The sequence below is a fragment of the Endozoicomonas sp. PH6C genome, assembly GCF_059322965.1.
Window position 1 is genome coordinate 3,367,746 of the sequence record NZ_CP185342.1, and the last position, 21,946, is coordinate 3,389,691.

Sequence of the window (21,946 nt, forward strand, 5' to 3'; positions counted from 1 at the left end):
AAGAGTTATAAGATTTTTAAATACTTTATATTTTTAGCTACGTGATCCGTATGGCCGGTGTTGTGGGAGGAGCAGAGTTGTGAGACTCTGCCCTATTCCGATTAGGCATCTAATTCAGGCTGGAATACTTCTTTGAGTTTCTTTTCACCTTGCTCAAACAATAGATGGTAGTTAGAGCAAAACTTTTCTTCATTAGGCTCAAGAAGCACTTCTACAGATGGTGCAATACCCTTTTTCCAAGCTGGCAAGTCAATACCGTGGAGCCGACACAATGTATTTGTTAACATCTCTGCTATTCCCCCAGAGCCTCTCCAGGTTGGAGCAAGGTGAACGTACCACCAGTGTATTCTTGGAATAACACTTAGATCACCGCTTATAGCTTTATCTATTAAATTTCTTACATGCTCTAGCACGATGGGTATTTGTTCCCTACCAGTGTGCAGCCAAAGACCAGACTCTTGATTATCTCCAATATAATTATCATCGTACGCTCCAAACCATCTTTCGCTTTCACATCTTCTATTGTCAGATTCTCTAGGGCAAAAAACATACTGCGTTAATGGAATTGGCGTATCATCTATGTGGCCATGAACCAAGCCATATCTCAATTCACCTGTAGCACCACCGCCATAAAAATGTTTTCTTGCCCAAAATAATCCGTCGTCACTGATCGAATTGATAAAGTGTTTTTTGTCATATGGAATCTTTACAGCCCGTTCCAGTGCATAGCCATATGCCTTACTTCTACGGTTTATTCTTGTATAACACGATTTATTATTAAATAAAGCATCCCCTGTATTTAAATCTCTACGCAAACCAAATCGGTTGAATTTCGCATTATTTCTTTTGAGCGCTATATGTTTTCTTGTTTTTTCAAAATGCTCAATAATGTTTGATGATTTCAGGTCATTTTTTTTAATACTATCCACTGCGTTTGTTACTGCATTTTCAAATTCAAGATCCCAAATTTTCGGATCGCCATAATTAAGCCACTCAACCCCTCTTTGTGCTATGTGCTTTCCTTCTGGTGTAGCACTTTCAAATTCAGGTATTTTTCTTGCTGTAGTATCTTGTATACTTTGAGCTTTTTCTTGATCAATATTAGAGTGTTTGCCAAGTAAGCTAGAGCTGGTGGTTACTGGATTCATGTATTTTAGTCCTCTTAGTCGTCCTTTAGTCCTTTAGTCCTTTAGTTCTTTATTAAGTTCAATATTGTTACTGACAGAGATGTAAGGATGCCTAACAAAAACTATTTGGTTCTGGACGTCTATAGCCGCATGATTGAGAGTTGGGAAGTCCATCAGAGTGAGTCCTCTGATCTGTCTGCTCAGATGATCCGCAAAGCTTTCATGCATCAAAAGATCAGCCTTCAGGAACAACCGCTGGTCCTGCACTCGGATAATGGTAGTCTGATGAAGGGGGCGACCATACTGAGTACTCTTCAGCAGCTGGGTGCACAGACATCGTTCAGCAGGCCTCGTGTGAGTAACGATAACTCAAACCCGGAATCAGACTTCAGAATCATGAAATACCGACCCGGGTACCCGAATCACTTCTCCAGTCTGGAGTCAGCCAGAGAGTGGGTGTATGGGTTCGTAAACTGGTACAACATGGAGCACAAGCACAGTGGCATCAAGTTACGACAGACACACAAGGAAGGCTCAAAAAAAGGGTCTGAATCGTGAAAGAGTTTACCGTAAAGCAAAAGAGCAACACCCTGAGCGTTGCTGAAGTCGTATAACCAGAAACTGGAAATTACCGCTAGCAGCCTGTCGGACCTAAGCGTCCGTAGCGAGGATTGCAAGAAATTGAGGATAAAAATCTCTGTTTCTGAGGAGAATAGCGAGCTATTTGACGAAGAAACAGAGATTTTTAGACCAATTTATTGCAACCGCAGTAGGACAGTCTTAAGTCCGACAGGCTGCTAGAGGTATGGCTTAACCCTGAGCGATCAGAGAATCAGCAGCATTGTGATTTAGCTGCATAAGTTGAGGCGACATCTTTGTTGACAAACACCGCCCTCCATATTTGGGTGTCCTAATTTCTCTAATCATTAAAAGAAATGGTTATATAGGGAGGATTGAGCGCAAGACTTTGGCGCAGTAATCGTATAGTGAAAAAACGTGAGAAACAGGCACAAAAAAAGCCTCCCATTTCTGGAAGACTTTTTGGAGTTGGTGCCCGGAGCCGGGATCGAACCGGCACGATCTTAACGATCGGCAGATTTTAAGTCTGCTGTGTCTACCAATTTCACCACCCGGGCTAAATGAATAGCTTATCTATTCAAGCCGAAAAAAAACAGGCTAGTTACCTGTTTTTTTGAATTTGGAGGCGAGTACCGGAGTCGAACCGGTCTAAATGGAGTTGCAGTCCACTGCATAACCGCTTTGCTAACTCGCCTTTTATCTCTTGAGAGACTGGATCGGGAACGGGTTTCGCCACAGCCATGTATAGACGAACCCAACCTTTCTCAGCTCGCAGACTTATCTGTAATTGAACTGGAGCGGGAAACGAGACTCGAACTCGCGACCCCAACCTTGGCAAGGTTGTGCTCTACCAACTGAGCTATTCCCGCAATGAAGATTATTCAGGACTTCTTCAAAGTCCGGAGCAGGAAACGAGACTCACTCTTTAACTCTGAGGCGACCCCAACCTTGGCAAGGTTGTGCTCTACCAACTGAGCTATTCCCGCAATGAAGATTATTCAGGACTTCTTCAAAGTCCGGAGCAGGAAACGAGACTCACTCTTTAACTCTGAGGCGACCCCAACCTTGGCAAGGTTGTGCTCTACCAACTGAGCTATTCCCGCAATGAAGATTATTCAGGACTTCTTCAAAGTCCGGAGCAGGAAACGAGACTCACTCTTTAACTCTGAGGCGACCCCAACCTTGGCAAGGTTGTGCTCTACCAACTGAGCTATTCCCGCAATGAAGATTATTCAGGACTTCTTCAAAGTCCGGAGCAGGAAACGAGACTCACTCTTTAACTCTGAGGCGACCCCAACCTTGGCAAGGTTGTGCTCTACCAACTGAGCTATTCCCGCAATGAAGATTATTCAGGACTTCTTCAAAGTCCGGAGCAGGAAACGAGACTCACTCTTTAACTCTGAGGCGACCCCAACCTTGGCAAGGTTGTGCTCTACCAACTGAGCTATTCCCGCAGTGAAGATAATTCAGGACTTCTTCAAAGTCCGGAGCAGGAAACGAGACTCACTCTTTAACTCTGAGGCGACCCCAACCTTGGCAAGGTTGTGCTCTACCAACTGAGCTTTCCCGCAATGAAGATTATTCAGGACTTCTTCAAAGTCCGGAGCAGGAAACGAGACTCACTCTTTAACTCTGAGGCGACCCCAACCTTGGCAAGGTTGTGCTCTACCAACTGAGCTATTCCCGCATTTGTATTCGTCAGTGCTTGAAGCGTTTGGGCTTCGTCTCCGTCGAAGATGCTGCGTAGTTTAAGAATATTTCGTCTGCTGTCAATAGATTGGAGCAACGAATTAGCTTTCAGCCCTAGAGAATGGTGTCAGATCAGGCCATGCCGCATGAAGGTATACGTACATGGACCAGAGTGTGAGGATCGCAGAAATGTAAAGCAGTGCCAGACCAATATAACCAATCATGGATTCCAGGGGAGCAGGTGCAAGCAGTAACAAGGTAATCGCCATCATTTGCCCGGCCGTTTTAAATTTTCCGATCATATTCACCGCCACACTGGTACGCTTTCCTATTTCGGCCATCCATTCACGCAGAGCAGAAATAACGATTTCCCGACCAATAATGATAACAGCGGGTATGGTCATCCAGGCTGCCCTGAATTCGTCGACCAACAGACACAACGCTGTTGCAACCATGATTTTGTCTGCTACTGGATCAAAAAAAGCCCCGAAGGGGGTGGTCTGATTCCAGCGCCTGGCAAGATATCCGTCAAACCAGTCAGTGACAGCAGCTGCTGCAAAGATGCCTGCACAAAGGGTGTAACGCATCTCTATGGGCAGGTAGAAAATCAAGACCAGAAAAGGAACCAGAACAACGCGTAGCATCGTCAGAGTATTTGGAATATTCATAGCAACAGATAACTAACCATGATGTGAAAACAGTGCTGAGATCTTTGTATAAGAGCCCCCATACAACCTCGAATGGTCTGGTGCAGATGGAGACCCGACAGACTGTCGTTGAAAGTATTTACAGCCGCATAAGTTACACAGTCAGGAGACAGAGTACAAACCCGAATCCAGAAGCCTGTCAATTTCGGCCTCCTAGGAACCATGTAAATGAGCATGTATTTGCTCTGCCAGGTTCTGACTGATTCCCTCGACTTTTGCCAACTCATCTACTGGTGCATTCATTACGCCATGACGCCCCCCAAAGAACTTGAGCAATGCAGAACGACGTTTGGCACCAATGCCCGGAATATCTTCCAGAGTTGATCGCTTTCTGGCAACACTGCGCTTCTGCCGGTGGCCGGTAATGGCAAACCTGTGAGCCTCGTCTCGTATATGTTGAATCAGTAGCAGAGCGCCATCTTGTTTCAGTGCAGCTAGCTCCCTGCCCTTATAGATCAGTGTTTCAAGACCTGGTTTCCTGGAAACTCCTTTAGCGACACCTAATAAAGGAATATGTTGCAGAGACAAATCGTACATGACTTCCTCTGCCACCCTCAACTGCCCCTTACCGCCATCAATCAATATCAGATCAGGTGTATTCTCTGGATGCTCAGCCAAGCCTTTATAACGCTTATGTAGGGCTTTCTTCATGGCTGCATAATCATCACCGGGCTCAATGCCTGTTATGTCGAAACGCCGATACTGGCTTTTATCAGGCCCATCCTGATTAAAAACAACACAGGAGGCAACAGTTGCTTCTCCCATGGTATGACTGATATCAAAACACTCAAACCGGGTTAAAGGTTCTTTCAGCTTCAGCAGCTTACCCAATTGTTCCGTGCGCTTGCGCTGGTGAGTTTTCCCGGCCAGCTCAGACTGAAGGCTCATCTGTGCATTTTTCTCTGCCAGCTTCAACCAGTCCTGTCGCTCCCCCCTCACCCGATGCTTGATTTTTACACTTTTACCCGACAACTGACTGATTCCCTGCTCAAGTACCTGATGATCTTCCATGGCAATGGGCAAGATAATCTCAGCGGGAAAATTGCGACTATTGGCGAGTTTGATATAAAACTGGGCTAGAAATTCTGACAGGTGATCTTCCGGTTGCAGATCCAGTCTGAAGTTCGGAAAGTAACTCTTGTGACCCAATAGCTGACCATTGCGAAAAAAAAGCACCGCAAAACAGACCTTACCCATCTGGTTGCTGTAACCGACTATGTCAGCATCGCCGGTGCTGCGGTTGACCGACTGTTGCTCCTGGACATGTCTGAGCTGGCTGATCTGATCCCGAATTTCAGCTGCCTCTTCAAACCTCAACGCTTCGGACTCATTCTCCATTCTCTTGATCAGTTTACGGATAAGCTGTTGACTCTTTCCTTCCAGAAACTCACGAGTATCCTGCACATCTTGCTGATATTCTTCCGACCTGACCAGATTGACGCACGGAGCCTTACAGCGTTGAATCTGGTGCTGGAGACAGGGACGACTTCTATTGCGGAAATAACTGTTCTCACACTGCCTGACTTTGAACACCTTTTGCAGAAGATTCAGACTTTCCCGCACGGCACCACCACTGGGATAAGGACCGAAAAACAAGCCTTTCTTACTTTTACTCCGACCTCTCTGATAGCCAATGCGAGGGTACTCATCTTCTAGAGAAAGATAGATAAAGGGATAGGACTTATCGTCTCTGAGAAGGATATTGTAGGGCGGCTTCCGGTCCTTGATGAGGTTTTGCTCTAACAGCAGAGCCTCCAACTCAGAGTTGGTAATGGTAACATCTATGGTGTGTATCTTGCTGACCAGTGCCATGGTTTTGGTGGTCAGACCAGTAGGACGAAAGTAACTGGAAAGACGGTTTTTAAGATTTTTCGCCTTACCGATATAGAGGGTATTCCCGAGATTGTCCCGCATGTCATAGACACCCGGCTGTCTGGGCGCCTGTTTTAGAAAAGCCTTGTGATCGAAGCGCTCTTTTTCTTCACCCTGAACCATTGAGCCTGTCATGGAGTGTTAATACTGTCGATTAATTTCGAACAGTATACTGACAAACCAACCCAGAGACCTACTGAAACTTTAGTTCAGAGCATACGGCTGATTAGACAGAAACAATATCCTGCCCCACTTCAATCAGGCCACATCGAATGGCCAGATGAGTTAACTCCACATCACTGTTTATTTGTAGCTTCTCAAAAATACGGTAGCGATAACTGTTCACCGTTTTACTACTCAGACACAGTTTGTCTGAAATAGTTTGCACCTTTTCACAGTTGACGATCATCAGGCATATCTGCATTTCCCGGCTGGAAAGTTTTTCAAAGGGGGAGCCGGAGGAAGGACGTAACGATTTCAGTGCCATTTGCTGTGCAATATCAGGGCTAATGCAACGCTTGCCAACGACCACTGACTTGATGGTGGTCACCATCTCGTCGATACTGATGCCTTTGGTCACGTACCCGGCTGCACCGGCTTCCATCAGCTTGGCAGGATAAAGCTCATCATTGCAGACGGTGACAGCAATGACCTGAATTCCCGGGAATGACTGATTAATTCTGCGGGTGGCTTCCAAACCACCAATGCCTGGCATACGAACATCCATCAAGACAACCTGAGGCTTCAGGCTTCGACATTTCTCAATGGCTTCTTCCCCACTGCTGGCCTCTCCGACAATGACCAGCTCCTGTACATCAGAAAGCATACGGGATAGCCCCGTTCTCACCAGATCATGATCGTCAGCAATCAGTACGCGAATCATGAAACACTCCAACCTGCATCTTTATAGTTGTTATTTTCCTAATCGGTCTCTTACTTCCCTGATGGTAAATCATTCCAATGCCACCAAAAAAGCCTGTGCACGAATAATACCGTACAGCAGGCTTATTATGCTACCAGCCTGATAGCAACATCAGACTCTGAAATCAGAGTTTGCCTTCCAGCTCTGGTACAGCTTCAAACAGATCTGCTACCAGACCATAGTCGGCTACCTGGAAGATAGGCGCTTCTTCGTCCTTGTTGATGGCAACAATGACTTTAGAGTCTTTCATACCTGCCAGGTGCTGGATCGCACCGGAAATACCTACAGCAACATAGAGGTTGGGAGCAACAATCTTGCCGGTCTGACCGACCTGCATGTCATTAGGAACAAAGCCTGCGTCCACCGCAGCACGGGAAGCTCCTACGGCAGCACCCAGCTTGTCAGCCAGTTTATACAGGATTTCGAAGTTTTCTCCATTACCCATACCACGACCACCGGATACTACGATTTTGGCACCACCCAGCTCAGGGCGATCAGACTTGGCCATTTCTTCACTGACAAAAGAAGAAATACCTGCATCGTGGGCAATATCCAACTGTTCAACAGCTGCACTGCCACCTGTAGCGGCGACAGGATCAAAGCCGGTACCACGAACGGTGATAACCTTCACAGGAGCACCACTCTGTACTGTTGCGATGGCGTTACCGGCATAGATAGGACGGGCAAAAGTGTCAGCATTATCTACACGGATAATGTCAGAAATCTGATCAACATCCAGCAGAGCAGCAACACGAGGCATATAGTTTTTACCGCCGGTACTGGCAGCACTCAGAATATGGCTATAGCCTTTGCCCAGCTCAGCAACCAGCAAACTGACATTTTCTGCCAGCTGATGCTCATAGGCGGCGTTGTCCACAACCATAACCTTGTTGACACCTTCAACGGCTGATGCTGCTTCGGCAACAGAACCACATCCGGACCCGGCGACTAATACATGAACATCATCGCCTATTTGGCGGGCAGCCGCTACAGTATTCAGAGTGGCTGCGCCCAAGGCTGCATTATCATGTTCTGCAACTACGAGAATAGCCATTAGATTACCTTCGCTTCTGTTTTCAGTTTTTCGATCAGTTCATCAACACTGCCCACACGGATACCGGCACTGCGCTCGGCGGGCGGCTCAACTTTGAGTGTGTTCAGGGAGGAAGTTACCTCAACACCCAGATCTGCAGGTGTTTTGACGTCCAGAGGTTTACGCTTGGCCTTCATGATGTTGGGGAGGGAAGCATAACGAGGCTCATTCAAGCGCAGATCAGTCGTCACGATAGCGGGCAGTGACAGGGAAACAGTCTGCAGACCACCATCAACTTCACGAGTGACACAGGCCTTACCATCTTCTACAGTCACTTCAGAGGCGAAAGTACCCTGAGGAAGACCAGACAGTGCCGCCAGCATCTGACCGGTTTGGTTGTTATCACTGTCGATGGACTGTTTGCCCAGAATCACCAGATCCGGCTTTTCTTCATCAACAATGGCTTTCAGCAGTTTGGCAACAGACAGAGAACCGGGCTTTTCTTCGGTTTCTACCAGAATGCCGCGATCAGCACCCAGAGCCAGAGCGGTGCGTATTTGCTCCTGACTCTCTTTGGTACCGAGAGATACGACAACGATTTCACTTGCAACACCCTTTTCCTTCAGTCTCACCGCTTCTTCAACAGCAATTTCACAGAAAGGGTTGATGGCCATTTTTACGTTCGTCAGATCGACATCACTATGGTCCGCTTTTACACGAACCTTGACGTTATAGTCGATGACTCTCTTAACGGCTACAAGAATTTTCATGGGTTCGCAGCCTTCCTTATTTATACTATGACTGGATACTTGGTTGTGAGGCAGGGCATGAAATCTCCGAAAACATCGCGCGGAGCATCAATTGTTATCATTGTTTCACATCACTGCTGTGTGGGCAGTCTAACAGCACGTCAATAAGGGTTCAAACCTATGTTCAAGATTGATGATTATCAAGCAGTTTTATGAACAATTTGTCTGACCAGTGCCTTTTATTAGAGCACCCGAGCATTATCGCATATTCTGCAAACTGCCTCAGAGACATCTCATTGGCAGAAAGCCACCTGACACTCTTCTGCGTCGAACGGACTCCGACTCAGCGAATGCTGGTTATTTGCGTATGAGACAGTATAATGCAGAAAAAAATTCAAACAACTGTTTGATTTTCATGCTGGCAGATTCTTCTGACAACGGCAGCCGGAAAATTTAACCGGAAAAGTTAAAGCGTCATCAGATAAAAAATATTGTATGAAAATCACCATATGATAACTCGGTGAGGGAGGGGATTCATTTTGGAACGCGAGTCTATGCCATTCGACGTGGTAATTGTGGGCGCTGGTCCATCCGGTTTGTCTGCAGCATGTCGTCTTATGCAACTGTCACAGGAAGCGGGTCAGGAACTCTCTGTCTGCGTCGTTGAGAAAGGATCAGAGGTAGGAGCACACATCCTGTCCGGCGCCGTATTCGAACCCACTGCTCTGAATGAACTGTTTCCTGACTGGAAAGAAAAAGGTGCGCCACTGAATACCGCTGTCGCATCCGACGATATCTACTGGTTGAGTTCTCAGGAAAAGGCTCTGAAAGTGCCGGGGGTCTTTGTACCCAAGACCATGCACAACGAAGGCAATTACATCATCAGCCTGGGTAACCTCTGCCGCTGGCTGGCCGAGCAGGCAGAAAGCATGGGTGTAGAAGTTTTCCCAGGCTTTGCTGCCAACGAAATTCTGTTCAACGAAGATGGCAGTGTTAAAGGGGTTGCTACTGGTGACATGGGCATCTCTGCCAATGGCGAGAAAAAAGACAGTTACATGCCTGGCATGGAACTGCACGCCAAATACACCCTTTTCTCAGAGGGCTGTCGTGGTCAACTGGGCAAAGAACTTATCAGCCGTTTTAATCTGGACGAAGGTAAAGACCCTCAGCATTACGGTATAGGCATCAAGGAGTTGTGGGATATAGCTCCAGAGAACCACTCTCAGGGCCTGGTAGTGCACACCGCTGGCTGGCCTCTGACTGAAAGCGGCTCAACCGGTGGTGGCTTTCTTTACCACATTGAAAACAATCAGGTCGTTCTGGGTCTCATTACCGACCTGAGTTACTCCAACCCCCACATCAGTCCGTTTGAAGAGTTCCAGCGTTATAAACAGAGCCCAACCATCAAGAAATTCCTAGAGGGAGGCAAACGGGTTTCTTACGGTGCCCGCGCCCTTGCTAAAGGTGGACCTCAGTCGCTGCCAAAAATGACCTTTGCCGGTGGCATTCTGATCGGTTGTGATGCCGGCACCATGAACGGTGCCAAAATCAAGGGCTCTCATACGGCCATGAAGTCCGGCATGTTGGCGGCTGAAGAAGTTTTCAAGTCAATCAGCACTGGTTCCGAAGGTGGTGAAGATCTCACCTCTTACGCCCGGGCTTTTGAAAACTCCTGGCTGGGTGAAGAGCTTAAGGCGCAGAGAAACTTTGGACCGGCCATGCATAAGTGGGGCAATTTTGTGGGTGCCGGCTTTGCTTTTGTCGACCAGAATATTTTTGGCGGCAAGCTGCCGTTTACCCTGCATGATAAAACACCCGACTATGCAACCCTGAAACCAGCCGCTGATAGCAAGAAGATTGATTACCCAAAACCGGATGGAGTCATCAGCTTTGATCGCCTGAGTTCTGTGTTCCTGTCCAACACCAACCATGAAGAAGACCAGCCCTGCCACCTGAAACTGGCGGACGCATCGATTCCTCTGAAAGATAATCTGCCAAAATACGACGAGCCTGCTCAGCGTTACTGTCCGGCCGGTGTCTATGAAATTGTCGAAGAGGAAACGTCCGGCGAACAACGCTTCCAGATCAACAGTCAAAACTGTGTTCACTGTAAAACCTGTGACATCAAGGACCCTGCTCAGAACATTACCTGGGTAGCTCCGGAAGGTACCGGCGGCCCTAACTACCCGAACATGTAGCTCGGGTTACACAGAAAAGGAGCCATCAGGCTCCTTTTCTGTTTTATGGATGCTCAGGCAGATTTATTGACTCCCATCCCGGATCAGTATTCAGGTTTTATACTGCCAATGGTGAAAGTTTGACCGTGACTGTTGAGGCACAACTCTACATCATCATGCTCCGTAGATTTTTCTTCTGCCATCTCAATGAGTTGATAGAAGACGTTACGATGAACCAGAGCATCCAGCTGAGCCCTGACTCTGATGTACGGTGAAGGCTCTCCCGTCGACGAATCAATATTCACCCACAAAGGATGCTCTCGATCCAGAGTCACTTTATCACCTACGTTAGTAGTGAAAGTCAGGCCATTGTCATTATTTTCAACGGAGACAGCCACAAACGGAGCATCTTCTACCTGGATTCTCACCTTCTCTACCGGGGTCACCAGATAAAAACAGTCATCCTCATCATGCCTGAGAATGTTAGAAAACAGTTTAACCATGGACTCTCTGGCTATGGGTGATCCCATGTAGAGCCAACTGCCATCCCGACAGATTTTCATGTCTATATCCCCACAAAAATCGGGATTCCATGAATGAACAGGAGGTAACCCCTGCTGTTTCAGGAGAGGCTTCATGCTCTCAGCCAGCTGTCCGGGTGATATGGATTGATCACTCATAATTCGGCCCCTCAGTCTGTTGTCATTGTTCTGGCGAAACGTCAGTACTCGAATGAAACACGGATGCAACAAAGACATTATATCGTCTTAATGAGGACGCCGTCTGATTTATCTCTGCCGGACACTCGATCGATCCAGAAAGGATAGTTCGCAAGATCGAGATTAGAAGTCACCCATGACCCTATCAGGGATATGACAAATGCTACTATTTAAGTTGAAGCACTGAAGTTATGGAGAAGTGCATAGTCGAAGAACGACAGGGAAAAACAATGCAGCTCTTCAAATCACTCGCTGGCTTACTCACCAAATGGCTCATGCAACAGCCTGAAGACAACAACCGACCTCTCTGTGATTTCGAAAGAATCCGCCATGAGCTTAAGCCCTGCGATGTAGTGCTCGTTGAAGGTAAATCTCGAGTCAGCAATGTCATCAAACAGATCACCCAGAGCCCCTGGTCCCATGCCATGCTTTATGTTGGCCGCCTGCATGATATAGAAGACGACCGTATTCGACAGACCGTTAAAGAGTCTTATGACGGCTCTCCGGATGATCAACTTATCATTGAGAGCGAGCTTGGATTTGGAACAGTCGTACACCCTTTAAGCCGCTATGAAGGTGAACACCTGAGAATTTGTCGACCCAATGGATTAAACTATTCCGACAGCCAGCAGGTCATTCACTATGCTGTCAGCCGTTTGGGTCTTGATTACAACGTGCGCCATATATTGGACCTGGCCCGCTTTTTCTTCCCTTATTCCATAATGCCCAGGCGCTGGCGTTCCACTTTATTTCAACATTCACCCGGAGATGAAACCAAAACTGTTTGCTCCAGTATGATTGCCGAGGCATTCAGTTTTATTCACTTCCCGATTTTGCCTCTGGTGAAGATGAATGGAGAAAATGGTGTTCAGCTGTTTCAGCGCAACCCCAAACTCTGCACACCCAGTGACTTTGACTACTCTCCCTATTTCCAGATCATTAAATACCCCTTTCTCGATTATACCCACCATTCGGACTACAAACTGCTTCCCTGGCATGGCCATGGTGCTCTGGAAGGTAAGGAAGGAGATCTTTATATCACCCCTGATGAGGTGAAAGAACTGCAGCAGATAGGATTAAACAGTGGCTCAGGCTCAGAGACTCTGGACAACAGAAACACTTTGAACTGACGCCTGGTGAATAAACTGAGAGGCATCAAATCATTCAAGAGTAATAAAAAAGCTGATTATTCAGAATTGATCTTATAGCTTAGTGGACGCGAGAAGAATCTGCACCATAATTACTTCTACTGATCCGGTCGACTTCCCCCTACGATCAATCAGTCTGGGCTGCTGACTTAAGTGGCCTTGATACTTGCATTGTGTACCTATGTTTCACTCCTAAAATGGTCTTAGCCCGCGTACTCTTCCCCCAGAGTCGCGGGTTTCTTTTTGCCTGAAACTCTTGTGTAGCAAGGGCTTTTTACGCCGTTGCGACCTTCCATCCGTGATGCCATTGCTGAGCCAATGGCTTTTTTGCCCGTAGAAACCATCATTCGTGACCAACAAAATACCCATTATCAAGCATTGCGTCAGGCCGACGATGCCGGCGACTCAACACCATATTATCGCCTTCATACTTAAAAGCGATTGAGCAGACTCTCAACGAAGCACTTGCCAGTGAACCCATCCATTTCAGCGACCAAGTAAACCGTTAAGTAAACGATCAAGTAAAAAGTCCTCTTCAGCTTCTTCTGACTGACCCTGACGAACCTTTCAAATTTCCAGTATTCCTTGGAATAGCGGTACTCGTGAAGATTTCAGGGTAATTGACTAAGGTACTATGGTTCTGATCATCCGGCCTCAGTCTGGGCAGCCCTCACCAAATCCGTGGGTCAGTTGAAAACGAAGGTTTATGGATGTCCTGCAGGTACACTTTATCGTTCATAGTCTTTTTCCCAGGCAGAAATAATGGCATGCTCAAGACGGCGAACGGCCGGAACATAGCGGTCAAATAGTTTCATACCCTGAATAATGTTCCATTGCAGAGGCACAGGTACCTCTCGAAGATCAACAACACTGAGTTCAAGCTCGGGGTACAGCCGCTCTAGCTCGGCTTCAATCATTTGTGGCCGGACGGCACGTTCCAGAAGATCGGTTTCATAATCTGTATAAATAACAGCAAGATCCCAGTCGCTGTCGTCCCTGGCATTCCCTTTTGCCCGTGAACCGTATAGATAGATGGCATCAATTGCACTGAAATGTCGCATTGCATCAACCAGACCATCTGGAAGCTGACATGTTGAAGGGCTCAATAGAATGTCCTGCAGATAGTGTCTAAAAAAGTATTACTAAGGGTTATCATTTCATCTGGCCAGTTATTTTTCCATAGTCATCCTGCCTCAAAATATCCATCATGAGCCAAACCTCCCAGACTGACAGCCAATGTGGCTAAAAACAAAGGTTATACCAATCGTGCTTGCTAACTGCCATGATGAGCATGGAGATTTGAGCCTTGAGACAAGGCGGCGTGAGGAGTCATAGCCTTAACTATGGCGCCGATCGCCAACGCAGGATTAAGGCTCAAATCTTCAGCGCAATAGGAAGTTAGAAAGTTCGATTGCTATCACCCATCACCTTGGGCACCCTCTGAATTTTCAGAAGTTTTATGACCCCATCAGAGGGTCTGAAACGCCATGAGTGCCATTTTCAACCCTGCCACAATAACGTCTGAACGTGTCACTTCCTTCAACACTGACTTCCAGCTCATACCAGTTGGATGCAGGCTTGATAAACTGCTCAACAGACGATTTTTCACCGGCTGCCAGAGTGACAGTCTTTTGATTACCTGGCTCGTAGGCTGAGAAGTCTACAGTTACACGCTTCTCTGTATCTGCAAGATTTTCCAGCTTGACAAGAACCGACGGCGTTTCCTTGTTAACTCCATAACATACGGAGACTTCCTGGTTATGTTCCTGCTCGCAGGTTCCCTTAAACTGACGATGAAAACCGTTAGCAGAGAGCACCCACAAGTCATACTTATTGTCGAGAGATGTCGGCCATGTAGCCCGTACGGTATCTCCGGCTCCAATGACAAAACGCTTAGGTATCTCTTCCAGATTCAGTTGATCATAGACATGAATCACCGCGCCCTGCTGTCCACTGTTGGTCATAGTCAGAACAACGGAATACTGATCAATATCGACCAAAGCGTTGACGTGCAGCTCATAAGGAAGAGCTCTTGAAGGCCGGATACCTGCATCCGCAGCGGGCGGTAGCTGGTCATCTTCAGCCGGAGGATTAATCTGTGGCAATAGTTGTTGGAAGAATCTTATGGTATCAGCCTCGGACTTAGTCATTTCCGGTAGCGATGGCAATGGCTCGTCATTAGGGTTTTCAAAATTAAACGCCGATAATAAATCACCGCAAACCGCACGGCGAAAAGGCGTAATATTCTCTTCGATCACTCCAAAACGCTTCTCCAGAAACTGTAACACCGACGTATGATCGAACACCTGTGAGTTCACCCAGCCTCCCCGGCTCCACGGAGAAACAATCAATGCCGGAACTCTTGGACCCGGACCATAAGCCTGATTTTCAGTGTGATACTCTCCGGTTGTATCAACAGTACTTTCACCATGAAAAGCTCCCTCACTCAGGGAAGGCGGGCAAGGTGGAGGCATATGATCAAAGAAACCATCATTTTCATCAAAATTGATAATCAGGACTGTTTTACTCCAGGTGTCCGGGTCACTGGTTAATGCATCCAGAACTTCCTGTGTATACCAGCCTCCCTGTACCGGTGACGAAGGTCCCGGGTGCTCGGAATAAGTTGCTGGCGCAATAATCCATGACACTTGTGGCAAAGTTTTGTTTTCAATATCATTTTTAAGACTTTCCAAAAAGCCACCGTCAGCCATGGTATTGGCGACGCCTTTCAGCAAAGGGCTTATGTTGTCATCGTCTTCTGACCATTCGGGATAAGGCTTACCATTGGATTGATTGCCTTTTGATTCATTGGCTTCCCGGTACTGTCTAAAACCGGCCAGAGGGTTGTCTGTAAAATTATCAGGTAAGTTCTGATAAATCCTCCAACTGACACCCGCCTGCTCCAGACGCTCGGGATAGGTTGTCCATGTATACCCTTCACTGGACGAGCCCAGACTATCATAATCATTAAAAATGGCAGGTGGGTTAGGGTCCAGTTCGTGATGATTGATACCCGTCCAATGATACAGCCGGTTAGGGTTAGTTCCCCCATGGAATGAGCAGTAGTATTCATCACAGACAGTAAAAGCATCGGCCAGGGCAAATTGAAAAGGTAATTCAGCCTCTGTGTAGTAACCCATCGACTGATCTTCTTTATAGGTTGGCCAATCGCTCATGCGCCCGTGATCCCAGGCTTCATGGGCATCCGGAAAAGTGTGTGGCGTACCATTCACCCGCTGGGCATTACCCTGTTCCGCATCCAGATGATAGGGATAAATAAAGCGTTCATTATTTCGTTGCTTATATTTTTGCTTCCAGACATTGCCATACACCGTAGGAACAGGATGGCGATCAGCAAAACCACGAACCCCTGCCAAGGTTCCAAAATAGTGGTCAAAAGCCCGGTTTTCCTGCATCAATATAACCACATGCTCGACATCATTGATGTTGCCATGGACATTATTTGCCGGAATGGATAAAGCCTTCACAATTGAAGGTGGAAGCAACCCTGATGCTGTCACTCCAGTTAAACCGATACCTGACGCTTTTAAAAATTTACGACGACTCAACGCTTTTTTCATAATTAGCTGATTGCCTTTACTATTTATTCAACTGGGCAGTGGTATTCACTGGTATTATTGTCACCATTGGCGGTTTCTGTTTCATCGTCACAGCCACTCAGCAATAGTGAAAAAACAATCAGTGGTATAAAACTCAGAACTCTCACGAGGACTCCCGATTGTTATGGGTTATTTTGCGAGCACAGGGTATGTAAGAAATAAGACACAGTGATGTTACAAGGGTGTCAGTTTCATGATGAATTGGTGACAGCTGTTGGTCCTTCCTTTAATGCCTTTAGCTTGTGATTGCCCTTTATTTTTTATTTTCCGATCAAGGTTGTCTGCAGAACCATTTTGAGCGTCTATAGTTACCGTTTGTTATAAAGCAGCAGGTATTTCTGGTGCGACAAACTGTTATTTTTCTGATTGTTATGACAACGGTTCGAGCGGTTATGGCGCAGGCACCGGCAGATTTGTTCCCTGAGTATCTGTGGATCGTTGACCATGATTACCACGCTACTGCTAATTACAGGAATGCAGGTTACCTCAGCTACGTGAAGTCATTTAAAGGTAAAGCCAAGCAAAATTTCTTCTTATCATCGCTGAATATTCTTGTTCATCCGCCCGAAATCAAAGGTACTACCTCTGTTGTCTCTGTTGGCCTGCCCGGTACCTCGGTTACTTACCGATTTGATGCTGTTCCAATGGTATGGTTTCCCCCTGAGTCTCTGGAAAAAGCCTCGTTCAGCTGGTCTGCAGATGGACAGTCTCTTTTTGTAAAACGAACAGTATCGGAGTGTACATCGGACAAACCTATTATCAGGATTGAATTTGAATATTCAGGCTGTCTCAGCAGCGTCTTCACTAAAGATGTTTTGAAGCATCTGTTTACAAGGTATAACAGTATCAACCCTGAACTCTTCAATTTTGTTGCCTTTCCGGCTACTGGTCAAACGCTTGGTCAAAGGCGCGCTGGTAAAAGAGCTGCTATATTCGTCGGTGACTTTAGGGAAGAGGCAGTCTCTGGCTGTTCTGCAGCCACTGTATCTCAACACGCGCCTGATGGCGTTGACCCGTTGCATTCAGATTACAAGCCTGACCACTCAGACAAACTGCCGCCTTTGGATAATACCCCAAAAGTAAAAAATTCCTCTTCGGAACAGAAGCACGAACTGCCAAAAAAAACACACTCCGCTTCCTCCAATTGAGAAGAAGCATAACATGCAGGGCATCGAAAAATTTGAGATAGGAAAATATTGCCGTACATCTATTCCAGCAAAGTATTAAAGAATTCAGGAACCAATTCAGTAGCAGGACCGCTTAGACTTCGATCAAACCGGGAGGCGTTGGAGCCGGGCTCAAGATTCAACTCTACAGTTTCGGCACCCGCAGCTCTGGCTTCTTCAAAAAAGCCAGCAGCCGGATAAACATTACCTGAAGTTCCGATGGATACAAAAAGATCACACTGCGACAAAGCTTTGAAGATACGATCCATCTCCAGGGGCATTTCACCAAACCAGACGATATGAGGCCGCAAATTGCCCGCCATTTGACAACAGGGGCAGAGTGTTTCGGTAGTCAGATCCTCATACCACTCGAAAACCTGCTCTGTATCCTGACAACTCGCTTTATAAAGCTCACCATGCATGTGAATCAGGTTCTGACTGCCCGCCCGGGAATGCAGATCATCCACGTTTTGGGTTACCAGCAGAAACTCACCATCAAAAGACTTTTCAAAGTCTGAAAGAGCCTTATGAGCAGCATTACAAACCACTTCACTCAGTCGTTGTCGCCTGTCATTGTAGAAAGCCTGCACCAGGGCCGGATTGCGATAATAACCTTCCGGCGTGGCGACATCTTCAATCGAATGGTTTTCCCAAAGGCCATCACTGCCCCTGAAGGTTCGAATACCCGACTCGGCAGAAATACCGGCACCAGTCAGAACTACAATGGATGGATAATTGAGCATGAGCCTTTGATCTGTAGTAAGTTGCATTTTATTTTGCCAGAAGCCTGAACAACTATTGCCTTCAGACTTCTGACCTGAACGGTATTACCGAGTGTATACCGAGGTATATGTAAAGGTTTTCTTGCTTTTTGCGGGAACTTTGACTTTGATGGTGTCAGTCTGCTCCAGAGTACCGCCTTTCACATCTTCCAACTTAATCAGAGAATGATCGCGATCTGTCATCATCAAGGTCACCTCTTCATCACTGTCATTGAATACGACGGCCTGCCAGCGACTGATCAGCTCCTTCTCGCGCTGCTGACTGTCAACACGCTTTCTCTCAACCCTCACAGTCAGAGCTTCGCCCATAGCAAGATGGGCATAATCCCCTTTGGTGGTCTGGGGAATCATGGCATTACCACTGATAATCACAGTGCCGTCGCCGGTAGACTCAAGAATTCTCACCTCACCCGCAGGAAGATCGCGCCCTGCCTTAAAGCGATAATTCAGTCTGGGTCTTTGCAGATCTGAACCTCTGCCCGAATATGAACGTCCATTGACATCCAGCTGATAGTAATGATCGAGTGCTATCTGATCTTCCTTGTAGAGCGTCATCTGTTGCCAGGAGAACGGGGTCAGTTTCGTTTGATCCTTCGGCAAGGGTATGACCATGACTTCACCCACCCGCTGATTTTCCTGACCGGGCATGGGACTGGCAGCATTCGCCCTCACCATTTTATGGGCATAGCCCACGTTGGGTCGCCCCATATCACCGGCCACCAGCTTGATATCTGCGTTGTTGTAATCGGTTTCTGTGTTGTTGTTTAACAGCGCCGTCAGCTCAATACGAGCCTTTCCATCATCATCAAGAGTCATTCGATAATGGCTTGAATAGCGAATGGAAGGCGTGATGTAAGAAAGACGTAACTGGTCGGTACCTTCCAGATCCGGGAAGCGTGCTATCAGACGAGTCTGATAGTCTTTTTCCAGAAAAACCTGTTCGCGCGAAGCCAGCCTGATACCCTGCGGATCGTTCCAGTCCACCAGGTATTGTCGACCATTACTGCCCTGGACCAGACCCATTCCACTGTCATAGGAGAGCAACACACCCTGTACCGGAACGTTCAGCCCTCCCCCTACGAGTTCAACCGACTTGCCGACCAACCTGTTGTATAGATGATCCCGGTCCAGCCCACCTCTGTGCCAAGTGAGGCTATCGGGCACCAGACCTTGTTTGTCTTTGATGTATTCCAGCTCAAGGCTGTCATCTTCCCAGTCATCGGCCATGCCTTCGACGACCAGGCTCCCATCCGATCCGGGAAGCACTTTGAACTGCTGACGAACCAGGGTTTTGTCCGGGTAAAGCGTTAAATGAGTACTGTTGGCGTGACTGACTTCCACTCTTCCTGCCTGTTCATCTGCCGTTACCCTACTGGCAGCCATGCCAGTAAGAACAATAGAGCTAATCAGTATTCCGGTCAGTTTGAGTCTGGTTCTCATTATGACTTTCTCCCTTTAATGAGATACTGAGGACTGATTGAGTCTACCTTTATACATAACTCAATGACCAGCCCGGATAATGATGTAAAGCTTTTGAAGAACATGCCCGTAAAATAGACCATAAATCAACTGAACGTTTGCTCGGGTATGACTCAATGATATCATCCAGTGCAGCCGAATAACGGGATACATTAACTCTTCTTATGTCCAGGGCTGGAAAGGTGGTGCCCCCACTTCATCAGGCTTCCAAGATCAAAAAGACCAGAAAGGATTATCTACTTCCAGATTCACCGGGTGGCCGAAACCGGGTACCTTAATGGATTGGTCGGTGTACTCCAGATCGTCTTCTCCAAGAACCCCTTCACCAAATAGATAAATAGGCTCCGCCTGGCCAGACAGCTGTGCAGACTCATACTCTTCCTGACGGCGGAACGTAGTTTCATAGCACTGCTGCCAGGATGAAAGTGCCTGCTCGCCGTGTCTGGCTTTTAACATCTCACGGGTTATATCAGGACTCAGAACCAGTGCCGTAGCGTTGTTGCCCCCAAAACCTTTGGCATTGATCAGCGACATGGCCATCTGTGATGGGTCCATCTGTTTGTGATTCATACTGATTTCAAGGTGTGAATGATGAACGTCTTCAGCAATGCCGGAAATGGTTCTGATTCCGGGAATAATGCCCTGATGCCAGACACCCAGTGTCGACATTAGCTGATCACCGGCAGCCGCACCAATAGAGTGACCCAGATAGCTCTTAACTGCAGTGACAGGCCAGTTATTCATACCAAAATGACGAGCCGTTTCATTGAGGATGCGGGATTCAGTCACCCGGTTCTGTGGGGTACCGGTACCGTGAGCCTGAACAAAACTTCTCTGTCGCAGAGCGTCCTCTCCCAGAATCGCCCTGCCAAGAGCGGCAGCCCTGGCAAGGGTCAGATAGTTGCCGGCACCGGGCGCTGAAATGGATTTCTTATAGCCGTCTGCGTTCACAAAAACATCAGCCACCGCCCCGAGAATTTCAGCACCGGTCTCCAGCGCCAGTCCATCATCCATCAAGACAAAGTATTGAGAAGACTCGGCAATGGTAAAACCGGCACTCTCTGCAAAAGGACGACAGGCATTACTCCAATCGGGGTTGGTAAGATCGTCAAGACCATCCAGCTTCCTCAAAGCATCATCCGTAGCCAGAGCTCCCATGGTGCTATAGCCATCCATGATTTCAGGAATGACCGGTGCCTCACTGTTGCCAACAATCACCACACGGCGCTTGCCGGAACGAATGTCGTTTACTGCCAGCTGCAGGTTATAAAGCAAGGTCGCACAGGCTCCCATTGAAGTGCCGGTATTACCCAGTGAACCCAGGATATAAGCATTGATAAAGTCAGCAGACATTTCAGCAAAGCCCAGTGGACATTGCTTGGAACTAACCCTCTTACCCATCAGGCGGGCTTTCAGCATACCGCCATAGCCGTTATAGTCGAGCTGGCTCATGGCACTGCCAGAATAGACAGCAATCTGTTCGGGAGACAAATTGTCTTTTAAGAGCTGCCAATCCAAACCAGAGGATTGCAAGGCATCTGAGGCACCATAAACCGTCATAGCCAGTGAACGGGGATGATGTCTGGACTGGTAGAGCGCAGCAGGATCAAAACCGCTGGGTAACTGACCAGCAGCATTGACCGAACCTGCTCTTGTTGAAGGCAACATCAGGGTTTGCGCACCAGAAAAACACACTCTGACATTTCGACCATCATTCAGTTCTTCTACCTGCCAGTTTTCCGGTAATGGCCTGGGCAGCCTGCACTTGGGCAGAATCAGTTCGGAACCCTTGTCGGCTTTGAGGGGCTGGTGATAATAGAGAGCATTATTATCAAACAGGTTGGTTTCCAGCTGCCTGATCAAAGTACCTGAAAGAATGGTGTCTGCCGGTGTGTCTTTATCCAAACCCCTGAGTCGTGCGATAGCAGACAATGTTTTCTGCTGTTGCTGAGCACCCAATTGATCAAATATCAGGCGATGATAGCCATGAAACCCTGAACTTCGTCCCGCCGGGCTGATGCCTCCCTGCGCGACAATGACCGGCAATCTGCTCACGGTAACAACTCCATTTAGAGAAAAGATATAGCGGTAGTTTAATAGGACATTCATCAACTCATCTGTACATTTACGCCAATATACCAGATTATTACGCCATACCATCGAATTCAAAGGCCGGT

The 21,946-nt window shown here is 47.3% G+C and carries 18 protein-coding genes and 9 tRNA genes; 5 read left to right on the top strand and 22 right to left on the bottom strand.

Translation table 11 applies throughout. From position 1 onward, the window contains the following. Positions 1-101: 101 nt before the first annotated feature. Positions 102-1,148, bottom strand: coding sequence for a hypothetical protein (locus tag ACOMG9_RS12545; protein WP_448217155.1), 1,047 nt, complete (start codon positions 1,146-1,148; stop codon positions 102-104). A gap of 87 nt (positions 1,149-1,235) precedes the next feature. Here ACOMG9_RS12545 and ACOMG9_RS12550 point away from each other — a divergent pair, with 87 nt between their 5' ends. Continuing rightward, positions 1,236-1,685, top strand: coding sequence for a transposase (locus ACOMG9_RS12550; protein ID WP_448217156.1), 450 nt, complete (start codon positions 1,236-1,238; stop codon positions 1,683-1,685). Between the two features lie 490 nt (positions 1,686-2,175). Here the strand turns inward: ACOMG9_RS12550 and ACOMG9_RS12555 are convergent. From ACOMG9_RS12555 to ACOMG9_RS12620, 14 genes are all read right to left on the bottom strand, one after another. Then, positions 2,176-2,263, bottom strand: a tRNA-Leu gene (locus ACOMG9_RS12555). Between the two features lie 63 nt (positions 2,264-2,326). Next, positions 2,327-2,400 (bottom strand) — tRNA-Cys (locus ACOMG9_RS12560). A gap of 99 nt (positions 2,401-2,499) precedes the next feature. After that, positions 2,500-2,575, bottom strand: a tRNA-Gly gene (locus ACOMG9_RS12565). A 34-nt stretch (positions 2,576-2,609) separates the two neighbouring features. Beyond that, positions 2,610-2,692, bottom strand: a tRNA-Gly gene (locus tag ACOMG9_RS12570). 34 nt (positions 2,693-2,726) lie between these two features. Further along, positions 2,727-2,809: transfer RNA gene (locus ACOMG9_RS12575), tRNA-Gly, on the bottom strand. Between the two features lie 34 nt (positions 2,810-2,843). Then, positions 2,844-2,926, bottom strand: a tRNA-Gly gene (locus ACOMG9_RS12580). A 34-nt stretch (positions 2,927-2,960) separates the two neighbouring features. Further along, positions 2,961-3,043, bottom strand: a tRNA-Gly gene (locus ACOMG9_RS12585). Positions 3,044-3,077: 34 nt separating this feature from the next. Then, a tRNA-Gly gene (locus ACOMG9_RS12590) sits at positions 3,078-3,160 on the bottom strand. A gap of 150 nt (positions 3,161-3,310) precedes the next feature. Then, positions 3,311-3,393 (bottom strand) — tRNA-Gly (locus ACOMG9_RS12595). A gap of 103 nt (positions 3,394-3,496) precedes the next feature. Then, positions 3,497-4,063: a CDP-diacylglycerol--glycerol-3-phosphate 3-phosphatidyltransferase gene (gene pgsA / locus ACOMG9_RS12600; protein ID WP_422133866.1), complete on the bottom strand. Its 567-nt coding sequence runs from the start codon at positions 4,061-4,063 to the stop codon at positions 3,497-3,499. Between the two features lie 192 nt (positions 4,064-4,255). Then, positions 4,256-6,109, bottom strand: coding sequence for an excinuclease ABC subunit UvrC (gene uvrC, locus ACOMG9_RS12605; protein WP_494530325.1), 1,854 nt, complete (start codon positions 6,107-6,109; stop codon positions 4,256-4,258). Positions 6,110-6,200: 91 nt separating this feature from the next. Further along, positions 6,201-6,857, bottom strand: a complete 657-nt coding sequence (gene uvrY / locus ACOMG9_RS12610; RefSeq protein WP_422133868.1) for a UvrY/SirA/GacA family response regulator transcription factor — start codon at positions 6,855-6,857, stop codon at positions 6,201-6,203. A 163-nt stretch (positions 6,858-7,020) separates the two neighbouring features. Then, positions 7,021-7,950: an electron transfer flavoprotein subunit alpha/FixB family protein gene (locus tag ACOMG9_RS12615; protein ID WP_422411997.1), complete on the bottom strand. Its 930-nt coding sequence runs from the start codon at positions 7,948-7,950 to the stop codon at positions 7,021-7,023. After that, positions 7,950-8,699 (bottom strand): electron transfer flavoprotein subunit beta/FixA family protein, encoded by a 750-nt coding sequence (locus ACOMG9_RS12620; RefSeq protein WP_448217160.1) that lies wholly within the window; start codon positions 8,697-8,699, stop codon positions 7,950-7,952. The genes ACOMG9_RS12615 and ACOMG9_RS12620 overlap by 1 nt, the downstream gene beginning before the upstream one ends. A 518-nt stretch (positions 8,700-9,217) precedes the next feature. Here ACOMG9_RS12620 and ACOMG9_RS12625 point away from each other — a divergent pair. Continuing rightward, positions 9,218-10,876 carry an electron transfer flavoprotein-ubiquinone oxidoreductase gene (locus ACOMG9_RS12625; protein ID WP_494530326.1) on the top strand — a complete coding sequence of 553 codons (1,659 nt, stop codon included), beginning with the start codon at positions 9,218-9,220 and terminating at the stop codon, positions 10,874-10,876. An 83-nt stretch (positions 10,877-10,959) separates the two neighbouring features. Here the strand turns inward: ACOMG9_RS12625 and ACOMG9_RS12630 are convergent, their stop codons facing one another. Then, positions 10,960-11,535, bottom strand: coding sequence for a DUF1285 domain-containing protein (locus ACOMG9_RS12630; RefSeq protein WP_422133872.1), 576 nt, complete (start codon positions 11,533-11,535; stop codon positions 10,960-10,962). 269 nt (positions 11,536-11,804) lie between these two features. Between ACOMG9_RS12630 and ACOMG9_RS12635 the strand changes: the two genes are divergently transcribed. Both ACOMG9_RS12635 and ACOMG9_RS12640 read left to right on the top strand, forming a co-directional pair. After that, positions 11,805-12,704, top strand: coding sequence for a hypothetical protein (locus ACOMG9_RS12635; RefSeq protein ID WP_422138048.1), 900 nt, complete (start codon positions 11,805-11,807; stop codon positions 12,702-12,704). Positions 12,705-13,004: 300 nt separating this feature from the next. Beyond that, on the top strand, positions 13,005-13,157 hold the full coding sequence (locus ACOMG9_RS12640) for a hypothetical protein (RefSeq protein ID WP_422133874.1): 153 nt from the start codon (positions 13,005-13,007) through the stop codon (positions 13,155-13,157). A gap of 293 nt (positions 13,158-13,450) precedes the next feature. Here the strand turns inward: ACOMG9_RS12640 and mntA are convergent, their stop codons facing one another. The 3 genes from mntA to ACOMG9_RS12655 all read right to left on the bottom strand — a co-directional run bounded on the left by mntA (position 13,451) and on the right by ACOMG9_RS12655 (position 16,449). After that, entirely contained in the window at positions 13,451-13,828 is a 378-nt protein-coding gene (mntA, locus tag ACOMG9_RS12645) for a type VII toxin-antitoxin system MntA family adenylyltransferase antitoxin (RefSeq protein WP_448217162.1), read from the bottom strand. 351 nt (positions 13,829-14,179) lie between these two features. Next, positions 14,180-16,303: a phosphocholine-specific phospholipase C gene (locus tag ACOMG9_RS12650; protein ID WP_448217163.1), complete on the bottom strand. Its 2,124-nt coding sequence runs from the start codon at positions 16,301-16,303 to the stop codon at positions 14,180-14,182. Positions 16,304-16,326: 23 nt separating this feature from the next. Next, positions 16,327-16,449 (bottom strand): hypothetical protein, encoded by a 123-nt coding sequence (locus ACOMG9_RS12655; protein WP_422133878.1) that lies wholly within the window; start codon positions 16,447-16,449, stop codon positions 16,327-16,329. Positions 16,450-16,683: 234 nt separating this feature from the next. On the opposite strand from ACOMG9_RS12655, the gene ACOMG9_RS12660 reads away from it, so the two are divergent. Further along, complete coding sequence (locus tag ACOMG9_RS12660; protein ID WP_494530327.1) at positions 16,684-17,490, top strand: hypothetical protein; 807 nt, start codon at positions 16,684-16,686, stop codon at positions 17,488-17,490. A gap of 59 nt (positions 17,491-17,549) precedes the next feature. Here the strand turns inward: ACOMG9_RS12660 and cobB are convergent, their stop codons facing one another. The 3 genes from cobB to ACOMG9_RS12675 all read right to left on the bottom strand — a co-directional run bounded on the left by cobB (position 17,550) and on the right by ACOMG9_RS12675 (position 21,824). Next, on the bottom strand, positions 17,550-18,278 hold the full coding sequence (cobB, locus tag ACOMG9_RS12665; protein WP_448217165.1) for a Sir2 family NAD+-dependent deacetylase: 729 nt from the start codon (positions 18,276-18,278) through the stop codon (positions 17,550-17,552). Positions 18,279-18,335: 57 nt separating this feature from the next. Further along, positions 18,336-19,730: a DUF4139 domain-containing protein gene (locus ACOMG9_RS12670; protein ID WP_448217166.1), complete on the bottom strand. Its 1,395-nt coding sequence runs from the start codon at positions 19,728-19,730 to the stop codon at positions 18,336-18,338. Positions 19,731-19,982: 252 nt separating this feature from the next. Next, positions 19,983-21,824: a beta-ketoacyl synthase gene (locus ACOMG9_RS12675; RefSeq protein ID WP_448217167.1), complete on the bottom strand. Its 1,842-nt coding sequence runs from the start codon at positions 21,822-21,824 to the stop codon at positions 19,983-19,985. Positions 21,825-21,946: the final 122 nt, after the last annotated feature.